Source organism: Flavicella sp. IMCC45668, assembly GCF_057219105.1.
The window spans coordinates 2,003,636-2,018,573 of the sequence record NZ_CM170114.1; the positions used below are offsets into that span (position 1 = coordinate 2,003,636).

Consider the following 14,938-nt stretch of genomic DNA (forward strand, 5'->3'; position numbering starts at 1 on the left):
TGTATTCTCATACAAAGCAGCTTATCAATTATTTTTTTATCTTATTTAAATTCTAATACATAAGTAAAATCATGTTTACCAGTCTTAATTACAAACTGAGGTAAGGTTTCAGATAAAGTTCCACCAACACTCATTTGAACTAAATTTAAATTAAGTGTATAAAAATCTTGTTCAGTCAAATCATATGGATGTTTGGCTTTTTCAATATTCTCTGAACTATAAGGCCATATTGAGAAGCCAAACTCAGGCGTTCCGGTAACAATTATTCCTGGTTTTTTTGACTCAGAAAGCTGCAACCAACGAACGTCCGATCTATTTCCATTTCCTTGCGGATATATATAATTCGTAAATAAATCGTCTGTTCTAAAAGTAAATTCATCCACGATGGTACCTCTTTTCCTATCAATATAGTTTTCCCAAGGTCCTTTCCCGTAAAACTTAGTATTCTTATAAGTTTTAGGTACACCCATAGTCATTCCATAGTTAATCAAACTTGGTAAAGATTCTTTAGCATCCATCTGCATAGATACTTCAATTTTAGCATCACTTAATACTCTGTACGTAATCGTCAGCTTCACCTCATCTTTATATTCTTTCGATACCACAATTGATGTTTCATTGTTTTTATCCGATACTACTTTTACATCTGAAACCTTTAACTTTTTATCAAATCCTTTCCAATAGTTTCTAGATTTCTTAAAGTCTCTACTACTAGCCCCTCGAATATCATTATCTACAGGAGCTCTATAAAAATCTGGTCTTAACGGACTTTTTATTTGCTCTTTTTTTCCGATGATAAATGATATCAAATCTCCGGTTTCTTTTGAAATCGTTGTCGAGAACTTATTTCCTTTCACAACTACTTTTTCATTAGAGTTGTTCACCGTTAACTTAGATTTTGAAGAAGAAGTTATTCCAACTGTATTTTTCTTCGCTCTAATTAATAATTGCTCTTTAGCTACAACATGACCTTTCTTTGCCCAGAAATTATCCGCTTTTTCTAAAACAGAAATTTCTAACCAATATTCAGAATTTTCTTTAAATCTAATCCTTCTAAAAGGAATTTTTAATTCTTGTGAAGTATTTGCAGCAACATCTGTTGATTTTAAAACACCTGATTGAATTTGTTTTCCGTTTTCAGAAACAGACCACTTTACATCATACGCACTTAAATTAGTATCATTTAAATGATTTATCGCTTTTATTTTTCCTGTTTCAATTGCAGCAGCTGCAAAATTAAACGGTTGAAAAATATACTTACACTCCCATGCATGCGGATTTGGTTTATGGTCTGGTGCAAAAACACCATTGATACAAAAGTTTCCTGCATTTGGCACATCGCCAAAATCACCTCCATAGGCATAATACATATTTCCGTTTTTATCTTTGGCTTCTAATCCTTGGTCAATCATATCCCAAATAAACCCACCGATTAAATTTGGCTTAGAATTGATTAAATCCCAATATTCGCCTAGACCTCCAATAGAATTCCCCATTGCATGAGCATATTCACACATCACAATTGGTCTATTGATATATTTGCTCTCTGACATGGCTTTCAACTGATACACCTCAGGATACATTCTACTCAACACATCAACATACTTAGGATCTGTTGGGTTGGCATGTGCAGGTCCTCTAAATAATTTTTGTCCTTCTTCTCCTTCTTTATATTCCGGATGTGTAGGATCTCCTTGAGCACCTTCGTAATGCACAAACCTCGAAGGATCATAATCTTTAACCCATGAAGCAGCTGCGGCAAAGGCAGGTCCTGTTCCTGCTTCATTACCTAACGACCAAGAAATAATTGATGGATTATTTTTATCTCTATCAACCATTCTCATCACTCTTGATAAAATTGGAATGGCAAACTCTGGCTGCTGTGGAGCATAGCTTCCTAAATGATGCGTCTCTATATTCGCTTCATCCATAACATACAAACCATACTTGTTACACAGTTCATAAAAATAAGGATCATTTGGGTAATGCGAGGTTCTAACGGCATTAAAATTAAAGGCTTTTAACACCTTGATATCTTCCTCTAGATCTTCTCTTGTTAAGGCTTTTCCTCTAACAGGGTGGTGATCATGGCGATTTACCCCCATAATTTTAACAACCTTCCCATTAATCAATAATTCATTTTTATCACTAAAACTAACTTTTCTAAAACCAACTTTCTGACTTCTAGATTCTACTATTTTCCCTGAAGGATCCTTTACGTCAAAAACCAAGGTATATAAATATGGTTTTTCCACAGACCATTTATTAGGCGACTTAATATTAGCCTCCAAAAATGCAAACTTTGTAATATCTCTTTGCGGCCATCTTTCGTAATGAATATCTTCAATAGAAGCCGTCATAGAAGCCCCAGAAACCTTTTCATTTTGAGCGTTGTATAATTGTGCTGTAAGCTCCCACCCTTTCAAAGCATCTTCGTCTCCTTTCATCCACATATGCGGACGTACTTCAATTTTAGCATCGTTTAACTCAGCATCAAACTTTGTTCTTACAAAAAAGTCATTCAGAGCTATTTTAGGTTGTGCTAACAACAACACCTCTCTGTGAATTCCACTTAGTCTCCACATATCTTGATCTTCTAGATAACTTCCATCACTCCAACGAAACACCTGCACCGCAACACGGTTTTTCCCTTCATTTAAATACTCCGTTACATCAAATTCTGCGGCCAATCTACTTCCCTGACTGTACCCAACTTTTTTACCATTTACCCATACATAAAAAGCAGAAGAGACACCTCCAAAATGTAGAATTACGGATTGGTTTTTCCAATCAGCAGGTACTGTAAAGTCTCTATAATAACTCCCAACAGGATTATCTCTATACTTCTCAATAAATGGAAATTGTGGAGGATGAGGCCCCATATAATTAAAGTTTCTTTTCCCACCGTTTTCAATATCGGGAGTAAAAGGATAAATTATATTAGAATATATTGGCTGTCCAAAACCTTGCAATTCCCAATTAGAAGGTACTGGCATATCACTCCAATTTGCTCCTTCAAAATCGTTTGCAATAAAATCTACAGGTCTTTCGCTTGATTTTTCAACAAAATTAAATTTCCAAATTCCATTTAAACTTTGAACTCTAGAAACATCCCTATTTCCGGCTAAAGCATCTTGATGGTTCAAGTAAGAATAACTTGGTACACGAGCTCTCAATTTGTTTTGTTCAAACATAAACCCATTCTCCCAATCATTTTGAGCCTGAGCTACTTGTAAAAACAAGACACCCATAAAACCTAGTAATAGATATTTTAATTTCATTTTTCTTTTTTTAATTAATAAAGACACTGTATACAAAAAAAGCGTAAAAAATACATTTTTCCTATAACTAACTTATCTAATTGTAAACTATTTTTAACTTCTCCAAGAAAAGCAACCACTTTAAATCAAAAAAGCACCCATATTTTTTTTATGGATGCCCTCGTTGAATAAATATTTTTTTTTAAATTTCTTTAAGCTCCTTTCTCATCCTTGTCATGAAAGGCTCCAACTCTGGATACGTTTTCCCTGTTGCTTTGATTAATTTATTGTTAAACTCTTTGTTAACTTGATTGATCTGTGATTTCTTTTCATCAGTAGAAATATCACCTGCTTTTGCTTTCTGAACCACTGCCATATAATCATTAAAATATGCGATTCTATCATCTAACAAGCTTTTTTCTTCAGCTTCATTTAATCCAAACTCCTCCGCTGCGGAAGTTACGTAATGATTGATTTTTTTCATTTGATACTTTCCTTGGGCAACCGCTGCTTTTACCGAAAACAATAAAATTGCTACTAAAATAATTTTCTTCATACTACTCTATTTTACTTTTATCTATTAACTTTTTTAATGAATATAGCAACCTACTTGTGCACTAATCTAAAATTCTGCTTATTCCAACCAAATTAAAAAACGAATTTAACTACCCAAGCAGGCGTGCTATTCCAATCAAACCAAATATTACTCTTTTACTTCCATAAATTCTACAGGCGAACCATTATGAACAATAAACGCCACACGCACTCCTTCACCTGGAGAGAAAGTATCTACCAAAATTTCTTTTCCTTCAATTGCAGCTTCAATATTATCAACCAAAAAAGCAACATGAGGCAATTTTTGCATCATTTCCGGCATTGGACTATCTGCATCAAATTTTATCCATTCCACACCATATTCATCCTTACTAAAATCAGTATAATGAATTTTTCCAGGCTCATAAAAACCGTCCCAATTTTTTTCCTCTGTTGTTGGTATACCGATATGACTAAATTTATATTCCATTTAAATTTATTTTTAAGTTTAATTAATGAACAGTCACGCTCTATTTACAAATTTGGCACAATATGTTACTCAACCATTTATATAATTTACCCTTGAACTACATTATTTTACCCTATCTAATCCACCATATTATAATAACGATACTCATTAGGTGTACTCCCCATCGCTAGCTTGAACTGTTTGTTAAAATTATTTATAGAGTTATACCCAACTAAGTAACAAATCTCAGAAATGGATTTTTCTCGATGCACCAAATAACGTAATGCTTTGCGCACTCTAACCTCATTCAAAAACTGAGTGAAAGATTTATTTGTCATTTTTTTAAAAAATCTGCAAAAACTATTTGGGGTCATACATGCTAAATCAGACACATCTTTCAAAGAAATATTAGTTGTATAGTTATCTGAAATATATTTCAATACCACATCCAATTTATCCGCCTTCTTGGTGGTTAATTGCCTCATATCTTTCTCAGATAAGGTCTGTTTGTCTCTAGTAGTTGCAAGAATTAACAGAATATCCATTAATTTTATTGCTTGTTTTGCCTTAGGCATATCTACAATTTGCATTAAGGCTTCATGAAGTTCTTCTGCTACTTTCTTTCCAAAAACAATTCCAAAAGTTGATTCTTCTAGTAATTCTTTTACCTCGGTAAATTCAGGCTGATTAAAAGTTTCTGAACTCAGAAATTCCTTTTTGAATTTAATAACAGTTGTTTCAACCTGCTCTTCAGAACTATTCCTATTTTTATAAAATGAAATATCATTCCTCCATAAATGGGGTACATAAGCCCCCACCAACACAAGATCACCCGGATGAAAAGAGGCTACACTTTCACCAACAAAACGAATCCCGCTGCTTTTAGTTACATAAAGTAATTCAAACTGAGAATGATAATGCCAAGAGGAGTCAATGCATGGCACAACATTTTTAATTACATTCAATCGCTGGTTTACGATTTCTTCTGAATTTTTTAAAAATAATTGCATAAAGTTTAGCTTAGTCTACTACAAAGAGACCTTATTTTTAGCTAAATCTATTTATAAAAATTACCCCAAGAACGGAATATTTTACCCAAAATACTTTTTAGTTACCTGATTACAAACACCAAACAAGATGCCATTCAATTTCAAAATGAATACCTCAATCATACCAATACAATTAAAGAAACATAACTAAAACTATTCAGAAAAAAATTAATTCAAAATTAAACACCCAATTGGAAGTGTTATATTATACTCCAAATCTATAACCGATAAGAATTTCTCTCTTTAAAAACATTCAGCCGTTCCTTTTCTAACTCTGATAATTTTTTATTTTTAAGATACCAATAAGCCCTTCTTGCGATAATAAAATTATCATGCGTCAATAATTCAACTGAATTTGATATTACTTTTTGAGAAACATAATCTTTAGCTTGCAGTAGTGTAAAAAACAAATCAATCTCTTGATATGAATTAGAAAGAATATTTTTATCACTAAAATGATCATACACCCCTACCGGAGCAATAAATCTTGTTTCTATCATTGAATTCAAGACAGCTCTTCTTAAATTCTCATTATCATTATAATATAATTTCTCAAGAGCCTTATAATAAATTCCTGAGGTTGATTTCTCAAAATACGCAATCCCTTCTTTCCCTAACGCATCAGAAACTAAACTGGCAATGACAACTTGTTCTTGAGCTTCAACTGAATAAAACTTTCTTTTATCCAATTCTTCTATAGAAAATTTCTTGTACGCATTATTACTGCCTTTTAATAAGCTTATTAGTTTTGAGTTGGAATATTTTTCTGCAGTAATTTCTCTAATTTTAGAAACGGTTTCTCCATTTGCCCAATACCAAAGTGTGTAACAAGTCCAAACCGCACCTTCAACAATAGCCGTTTTATCTATTTCTACCGTTGCCCCTGAAAAAGCATCCAAAGCGTTGGCATGAGAATTATTTACTAATTCATATTTATAATATGTTTGGAGAGGTGAACTTTTATCTTTTAAAATCGTTTGTAATTTTTCATAATCTGATTTAGAAAAAGGTTTCCCTTCATTCTTTTCTAATTCGGCACCATTTCTTAATTCTATTTTTGAATAGGCTCCTAATGCATCCCAATGAACACGAACGGTAACAATTTTACATTCTTTTGATCCGCACACAACGGATTCTACATCCATATAAAAACTACTATTATTCGAATAGGGACTTTTAGATTCTATCAACTTGCACTCCACAGGTTTTTCAGTACTAATTCCTGGATGCAATACAGAAATCACATGTGTGATTTCTGTATTTGTAAGGAGCTTGCCTTCAACTGCCTTTCCTGTAACACTAAAAAGGAGCAAAAAAGCGACTAATATGTTTATTTTATTTTTCATTAAACTTCGTAACAACGCACCTCAAATAATTTAGCCGTCGGATGACCATAGGTCTCTTTTAAATTAATTCTAATAGCTGTTGTTTTCACTTGTTCAAAATCAAACTTTATCAAACGTACAATATTATTTTTAGTTTCCGCTACCTTAACCCAAGATCCATCCAATCTTACCTCTACATCTAAAACTTTCATTAATTCTGGTGGTACATAATCAATAAATGTTTTCCTAAGATGATCAGATAAAGGTTGCTTTCTCATGGTAATATTCTTATGCAAATTAGAATCACACTTAATTTCCACCTTTGATAACTTTATCGGAGCATCCCATTCCATTTGAAAAGTAGCACCTAACCCTTCGGATTGCCAATGATTTATTTCACCATCTATATCTCTTGAAATCCCATTAATCACATTTTTGGCATCCCCTGTTTTTGTAGAGGACCCGAAAATCTGACTTGCTTTTTTTGCTAAATCATTAGGGTCATTTGCAACTACCTTAGGAATATAAACATCATCTCTCATCAATTGCTCTTGCAATTCTTTGATATATTTTTGCCCAACTTCCCTTGGTGTAACACCTTTTTTAACACAAATAGTAGCCGCTGTTCCCACAGCTTGCCCCATCAAAGCACAGGTTCCCTGAATTCTTGTAGAAGACAGAGCTATGTGAGTCAAACTAGCATTTCTACCCGCAAACATCAAATTAGCAATATTTTTTGAATAAAGTGATCTAAAAGGAACTTGATATACCGTCTTAAATTTTTGATGAAAAAAACTAGGCTCGTTTGACAAATCCTCAATTCCTCCTGGATTATGTTCATCCAAAGACCAACCACCAAAACCAATCGCATCCTCAAAATGCTTATGTTCGGTTAAGTCTCTTTCTGACAAAACATGATCTCCAATAAATCTTCTAGACTCTCTTCTTCCTGGAAAAGAACCGATCCAGTCAATTGCATAATTTTCGGATTCAGGAAATTTCCCTGAATTTTTTATATAATTCCATACCCCATGAGCATACCCCATTAATTTATGGCGATTTACATCTTGAACATCAATAATATCAAAATCATCTCCTAATTCAACCCACCAATATCCATCTATAAAATTGTTAATTTTTCTATGTTTGGTGCTATCTCCATTGTATTCTAACATAAAAGAAGGAGGTGTATAAGGCATAGGCCTTCCATAATCTCTTCCTTGCATCAAAATAGAAGCTCCCATTTGCCACCCATCTGGCTCATCAGGTGCATATTTCTCGTTGAATTCTGCTTTTCCCTCTCTTCCCGTTCTATAGAGTGCACCAGCTTTTGCCGCCATCAAACCATCACCTGAACAATCAATAAAAACATCTGCCTTTAAGGTGAATTCTGTTTCTGTGGTTACCTGCCAACAACGAGCAGAAATAATTTTATCACCTTCCATCTCTGCATCTATTGCAGAAGTATTTACCATTACAGTCAAATTTGGCTCTCTTGTGACATAATCATAAACAATATGGTCCCACATAGGATAAGATTCCTGTGCATTCAAAAGTCTATTTTCTAAGAGTAATTCTTCTACAATCCCCGTTTCGCGTTCCGCTAACCCCGTGGATAATCTATTCACTCCATTTACTGTTACCCTTATTTCGCTTGAAGCATTTCCTCCTAACATAGGTCTGTCATTCACCAAAACCGTTTTTGCACCATTTCTAGCAGCTGCTACTGCAGCTGGAATTCCAGCCATCCCTGCTCCTATCACCACTACGTCATACTCAACGGTCTTTTTACGGACAGGAGTTGGAACCTTTTTTCCTGTTCCTAATTGATGCCATTGCTCCTCTCCACCATTTCCTTCACCAATAGAACCTACTGCAGAATTTCCTGTAACCTGGTCAGTAGATTTACACGCAATAGGCAACAAACTAGTCGCTACTGCAGCACCAGCAACATTTCTAAGAAAATTTCTTCTTTTCATAATTTTGTATTGAATCTTTATGATTGACGGTATTCGCTAAGAAACACCGAATAATTAGTAACTACATTCACAAAGTTCTGAAAGGAACTAACTTAATTTGTATATGTAAATCCATAAAATGTATATTTCAGTACATAATCCATTCATAAAAGCAAAAAAGCCTCCTTATCGGAGACTTTTTCTAACAAGCACCAAATTGTTATTTATTTTATTCTATCATAATTTTTTGAGCATATCCATATCCTAATTTTAGATAATAGACACCTTTTGCCAGTGAACTCACATCAATAAGAATCTTTTTACCCGTATTAACCTCTACATTTTTTTGATACACAATTGCTCCAAATGCATTTACAAGCGTCAATGCTCCCCCTTTAAAATCTTCAGAAAGAACTACGGACAACTTATCATTCGCCGGGTTTGGGTATACTCCCTCTATTACAGAATCAACTTCTACAGTTCTTTTTTCAATATTTTTTGATGCATTGTTTGAACACTGATCTGCATCTTCATCATGTAAAATTAATTTAGGCTGACTAGCAAATCCAACAGCTGTTACATCTGCTTCTTCTATATTAATATTAAAATACCCAGGCCCAGTTCCTTTGGAACCATCTATTACTGCAGCCACTGAAGGAGATTTATAACTTTCTCCATCTACATTGTATTCAGTGGCAATGTCATCAAGTAAATTGCAAGGCATGTATTTAATATGTTTCGCCTTTAATTGTGCATTGGTACCAAAAGTTGCATGAATATCACTAACCACTGAAGTACTCTTAAACATTCCAGGCACCAAACCGGCAGCTTCTTGGTCAGATTTTGTATAACCAGCACCTACTCTCACGGCAAACCCACAACTTACACTAGTGACATCAGACACATCTACATGTCCATTCTGAATAGCATGCGGAGAAATCATTACGGCAGCATTCCCATTCGTACATTTAACAGTTCTTCCGTATATCCTATCAAGCCCACCTACTTGCAATAAGTTCATTTTATCATAGCCTGTTTCAAGTCTTAGCGTAACTCCTCCAGTACCATTTAGATATTTTAATAAAATGTTTTTTCCGGCTTGCATTTGTACCAACCCATAACCATAATGGGCATTTGAAACTTTACCACTTAAGATAACACCATGACGTGGAACAAAATAGTTTCCATTATGTTCAGAATACCCAAAAGTAACGGCAGAAAACTTTGTGTTATCATCCAGTACATTGAATTTGGCTAAGTAAAAATTCTTAACATTTTTAAAATTAAAAACGGCTACATTTTTATTTTGAAGATTTCGTAAATCAACTATAAACTTGCCTCCAATACCTCTAATACTGGTATTTAAAACGGTTCCAAAATCACCTCCAAAAGCAAAAATTGAATAGTTCTTGGTATCTGTTCTTGGCGTTGGATAAATTTTCACATTGGAATCTATTTCTAAATGCACATTAGATTTCATTACAATTCCAGATAATACATAATTACCCGCTGGAATTTTGATCACTCCTCCATTGGGTTCTTTCTTCATATCCTCAATAGCCGACTGTAAATCAGCACTATCATCATTTCCATCATTCGGAGTTGCCCCGTAATCTTCAATAAAATCTTTGGTAACTCCTAGATGGTTTGTTTCGGTATAAAAATCTTTTATTTTCTGACTTTTCCCTATAAATCCTGCGCATAGAAACAAAGCCAAAATACTTGGTTTAATTAGTTTAATCATTCTTTGGTTTTTAAGTTGGTTGGTACTTGTAATCTTATAAACAATTGCACAGCTAGGTGGCTCCAATTATTTTCAATTTGATTTCAAAAATTCTGCTTTCTAAAATAAATTGATATGTATTCGTTTTAATCATAAGAGGTAGGATTGAATGTGTTAAATATAATCCCCTTAACAAAAAGGCATGTCCTCTGTAGTAAAAAAAGAATACTTAACCATACAGCCTGAATTTATTACCATTTACATATAACATGTAGTTCTCAGTCTACCAAAAACAAAAAACCTCACCAAAATGGTGAGGTCCTTAATCTAACAAACTAATTAACTTACAAATTTCAACAATTTGTAATTTTATTTAAACCCTTTATTCCTTTTGACAACAATATTTTCTTCAGATGCGGCATCTACCTTCACCATCTCAGTATTTTTAGCTTTGCCTATATACTTATTTTTATAAACCTTTACATCTTTACAATTTTCAAATTCAAAAACCGGAGCATCGGGATATAAAGCCTCAGCATCTTTTGTTTTTGTAATCGTGTTCCCTTCAATTAACAAACCTTCTGCTCTGTCTGCCCAAACAACTCTGTTGTCAAAGTTCTCAATAGTATTATTTATAAATCTAATATTTTTATCGTACGTAATTGTCTGGTCAAATGTTCTTCCTAACCTAGGGGTAACACGCAGTACAGCATGCTCAGACCCACTATAAGCGCAGTATTTAAATTTATTATTCTGGATCAAAACATCTCCTACCGCACCTGATTCATACCAAAAGTAGGATTCTCCTCTTAACAATATAGAAGACATCATAGAGGACAAATTATTATTTTCTATCACCACCTTAAGAGGAGTTTTAAAAATAATATTTCTAGCTCTGTGATTTCTTATCGTACATCCTCTCATCGTAAACTCAGGATTCCATGTTTTATTCTCAACAATATCTCCCTTAGCTAAACTTTCAGGTATTTCATTTTCAAAAGTAAGATCAGAATATCTATCATTTACGTATGCTACTTTTGTTACTTTGTTTACAATTCCTCTTGAAGGATCGGGGTTTTGAATAAACCAAACTTCATCATTTGCTTCTGCGAATACAAAGCCCATTTGTTCAAAATGCTGTAGTTTTACTCTAATCGTTTTTGAATTGATTATTTGATCTACACTCACATAAGTCCCATGTACATTAGTCCCATCATCCAACATATTTTCAAAACGACAGTTTTCTATTAGAATTTGCCCCTTACAATTAGCAAAATGAGTAGCATCTGCAATGGTAGAAACAACTCGATCCGAATTTTCTGGCAATACAATCTTAGAATTTAAAATGGAAATATGTTCACTTCTTTCAAACAGAAACCCCATTCCCAAAGCATGATGAATTGTAATATTATCAAAGTTTATATGAGACGAAGTAGTTACCTGAAAAGCAGGAGCATATCTATTCTGTCCATGCCCTCCTTTTGAGTGCAACACAGTTCCTACAGCAGGATAAAACTTTCTTTTTTCGTGAATTCTTAAAACTCCATTCGGTCTTTTTTCCACCCATCTTGGTCTACTTCCGAAATCCCAAGCACCATGGCCTACTGCTTTTGTTTTTTTATCAAACTCCAATGTACTTCCTAATTCCTCAAAATGAAAACCATCAATATTTGGAAACATGATTCTTCCGTTCATCAACTTCCAAGAAAAACCTTGTTTATAAGGCTTGATATCAATCCATTCTGCATCTTTATCAACTTGCAGCACATCTCCTTGAAAAGAGAATGGCACATCCCAGTCAATAGTTAAATCCCTAACCGATACCTTTTTACAATTTTCAAATTGAAAGGGAGCTTCTTGACCATGAAACATAAAATTTGATCCATTTCCTTCAATTTCCACGGATTCAAACCCATCAAATCTGAAAATAATTTTTTTCAATCCATTTCCATGATTTGTAATAAAGCAATATTTATCCATGGCATAGGTAGGAAGAAAAAGATAAGTTCCTTGTTCAAAAATTATTTTTACTTCCTTATCGACAATACCATTTAATTTATCTCTAAGAATTTGGGTCATATCACCCTTTTCATTCTTAATATTTATTATTTCTTTTGCCTCAGCAGTTACTACCAACCCCAGTAAGAAAAATATATGTGCTAAAAATTTAAGTCTCATTTTCTTCAATTATTTGTTTTATAAAAATACAGGCTTTATCTGAATCAAAATACATCAATACTACCTCCGAATAAAAACAAATTAACCCATTCTTAATTGCTTCCATGTAGGTTCAAGTATAATACCTGTTACTATTAGTACATTTTCTGCCTAAACTTACATTTCTGTAATTATTTTCATCATTTTGCCCACCATTGTTGGATTTTGGCCTGCTAGGTTATGTTCTTCTGAAATATCACTTGACAAATCATACAATTCTAGAGGCATTTTTCTTTCAGTTGTTTTCTTTGTTTTTTTATAGGTATTCAAAACCCCTTTCCAATTCCCTATTCTTATGGCTTGATGGTATATTTTATGAGACTCGATTCTCCAAAATAAATAGTCGTGTTGTTTTTGATTTTTAATATCCCCCTTTAAAGTTGGCAAAAAAGAAATCCCATCGCATTGCTCCGGAACTTCTACATCCAATATATCAGACGCAGTAGCCATAACATCCCAAAAAGCACTTGGTAGATTTGTTACAGAACCAGGCTTGATAACGCCAGGCCAATACGCCAACATAGGGGTTCTTATACCACCTTCATACATATCTCTTTTCATTCCTCTAAACACCCCGGTAGAATTCCAAAATTTTGGATCATGGCCTCCCACATTATGAGCTCCATTATCACTTGTAAATATGATCAACGTGTTTTCCAACTGACCTGTTTTTTTCAAAATGTTTACTATTTCCCCCACTTGATTATCCAAGTGCTCTACCATAGCCGCAAAGGCAGCAACTGGATTTACAACATCTGGACATGGCTCGTCCTTCGCACTATACACTCCTATTTTATCTTCAAACTGAGGGAGTTTTTTGCGCCATTTATTATGTAAATCCTTCGGAGCATGCATCGCTGCATGAGGAATTGCTGTAGGAATATAACAGAAAAAAGGCTTATTATGCTTCGCGTTCTTTTCTATAAAACTGAAGGCATTTTTCATAATTTCATCGTGAACATACGTACCAGGTTTCATCATGACCTTTTTCCCATTATGAACCATGCTTGTTGGATAGTAGGTATGTGCTGCATATTGTGTTTTCCATCCATAAAACTCATCAAATCCATTTTGTAATGGGTTGGCCTCTGTATCTAAATAAGTATAGCCCAATCCCCATTTCCCGAAGGCTCCCGTCGCATAACCCGCATTTTTAAAAAGCTCTGGTAACACAGTCATTTCCGGTTTTAATGGGGTCTCATTTGGAGAATTACCAATAATATGGTTATGACCAGGATGTTGCCCTGACATTAAAACTGCTCTAGAAGGACTGCATACTGCGTTTCCGGAATAATGATCCGTAAATTTAATTCCTTCATAACCCAGTCTATCAATATTTGGCGTTTTTAATAATTTTTGACCATATATTCCTAAATCCCCAATACCAAGGTCATCTGCCAATATATAAATCACATTCGTTTTTTTCGATTGCGACTGTAGCAATATAGAAACTAGTAGTACTGTTAAGAAAATTATTTTTTTTGAAGAATTTAAATTCATTAATCTTATTTATTTTTAAAAATGCGTTATATTTTTTTTTCGTACGCAATTCTCTCTCTATATATTTTTGGAGTTTCATTTTGTACTAATTTGAACTGCTTGTTAAAATTTGTGATCGATGGAAACCCTACCTCTATAGCTATTTCAGAAATAGATTTATTCGTTGAAACTAAAAGTTTGGCAGCATTTCTAATACGCACCTCATTTAAAAACTTCACGAAAGATTTATTTGTCAAATTTTTAAAATACCTACAAAAAGAATTTTCAGTCATACAAGCAATTTCCGCAACATCCTTTAAGGAGATACTAGAGGCATAATTGATAGATATAAACTTCATCACCTCATCTAACTTAGAGCCATTTTCAGAAGAATATTGTCTCATATCCAGAGTAGAAATTTGCTTATCTATCTTTTCCTGAGACAAATCATGCAATAAAGAAAGTAATTCTATTGACTTTTCTGGGGCATTCAAATCATGAAAGTGCAACAAGCGATCTTTAAATTCTTCAGAAGTTTCACTCGAGAATAACACTCCTAAATCAGACGCTTTCAACATATCTTTAATAGCATAAAATTCAGGGTTTTCAAAAACTCCTTGCCCGATAAAATCTTTCAGAAATTTTATGACTACGATTTCAACATTAGAATCTGAGTCTAACTTTGATGATAAATCATTACGCCATAAGTGCGGCAAATAGGCACCTACCAAAACTAACTCACCTTCATTAAACTCTTGAACACTGTCTCCTACAAAACGAATACCACTTCCCTTAGAGACATACAGCAACTCATATTCTTTGTGATAATGCCAAGAAGAATCTAGACAGGGTTGGTTGTATTTATAAGAAAAAAGTTTCTCACTAAGAAAACACTTTGTTTGTTTTAATTGTAATTTCATTTAC

Annotated in this window: 10 protein-coding genes; all 10 read right to left on the reverse strand. The window is 33.8% G+C overall.

Translation table 11 applies throughout. The annotated features are described in order from the left end of the window. Window positions 1-41: 41 nt before the first annotated feature. Window positions 42-3,281, reverse strand: coding sequence for a glycoside hydrolase family 2 TIM barrel-domain containing protein (locus AC2DZ0_RS08325; protein ID WP_484641217.1), 3,240 nt, complete (start codon window positions 3,279-3,281; stop codon window positions 42-44). Between the two features lie 181 nt (window positions 3,282-3,462). Beyond that, complete coding sequence (locus AC2DZ0_RS08330) at window positions 3,463-3,816, reverse strand: hypothetical protein (protein WP_484641218.1); 354 nt, start codon at window positions 3,814-3,816, stop codon at window positions 3,463-3,465. A gap of 147 nt (window positions 3,817-3,963) precedes the next feature. Beyond that, on the reverse strand, window positions 3,964-4,284 hold the full coding sequence (locus tag AC2DZ0_RS08335) for a VOC family protein (RefSeq protein WP_484641219.1): 321 nt from the start codon (window positions 4,282-4,284) through the stop codon (window positions 3,964-3,966). 116 nt (window positions 4,285-4,400) lie between these two features. After that, window positions 4,401-5,273 carry an AraC family transcriptional regulator gene (locus tag AC2DZ0_RS08340; protein WP_484641220.1) on the reverse strand — a complete coding sequence of 291 codons (873 nt, stop codon included), beginning with the start codon at window positions 5,271-5,273 and terminating at the stop codon, window positions 4,401-4,403. Window positions 5,274-5,530: 257 nt separating this feature from the next. Then, a complete protein-coding gene (locus AC2DZ0_RS08345) occupies window positions 5,531-6,658 on the reverse strand; it encodes a hypothetical protein (protein ID WP_484641221.1) in 1,128 nt (375 codons plus the stop codon). Beyond that, a complete protein-coding gene (locus AC2DZ0_RS08350) occupies window positions 6,658-8,616 on the reverse strand; it encodes an FAD-dependent oxidoreductase (RefSeq protein ID WP_484641222.1) in 1,959 nt (652 codons plus the stop codon). Before AC2DZ0_RS08350 ends, AC2DZ0_RS08345 begins: the two co-directional genes overlap by 1 nt. A 208-nt stretch (window positions 8,617-8,824) precedes the next feature. Beyond that, the gene (locus tag AC2DZ0_RS08355) at window positions 8,825-10,339 is read right to left on the reverse strand and encodes a T9SS type A sorting domain-containing protein (RefSeq protein WP_484641223.1); all 1,515 of its coding nucleotides are present in this window, start codon (window positions 10,337-10,339) and stop codon (window positions 8,825-8,827) included. 348 nt (window positions 10,340-10,687) lie between these two features. Further along, window positions 10,688-12,496, reverse strand: coding sequence for an alpha-1,3-galactosidase-related protein (locus AC2DZ0_RS08360; RefSeq protein ID WP_484641224.1), 1,809 nt, complete (start codon window positions 12,494-12,496; stop codon window positions 10,688-10,690). A 156-nt stretch (window positions 12,497-12,652) separates the two neighbouring features. Then, complete coding sequence (locus AC2DZ0_RS08365) at window positions 12,653-14,035, reverse strand: arylsulfatase (protein WP_484641225.1); 1,383 nt, start codon at window positions 14,033-14,035, stop codon at window positions 12,653-12,655. Window positions 14,036-14,061: 26 nt separating this feature from the next. Then, window positions 14,062-14,934: an AraC family transcriptional regulator gene (locus AC2DZ0_RS08370; RefSeq protein ID WP_484489632.1), complete on the reverse strand. Its 873-nt coding sequence runs from the start codon at window positions 14,932-14,934 to the stop codon at window positions 14,062-14,064. Window positions 14,935-14,938 lie beyond the last annotated feature (4 nt).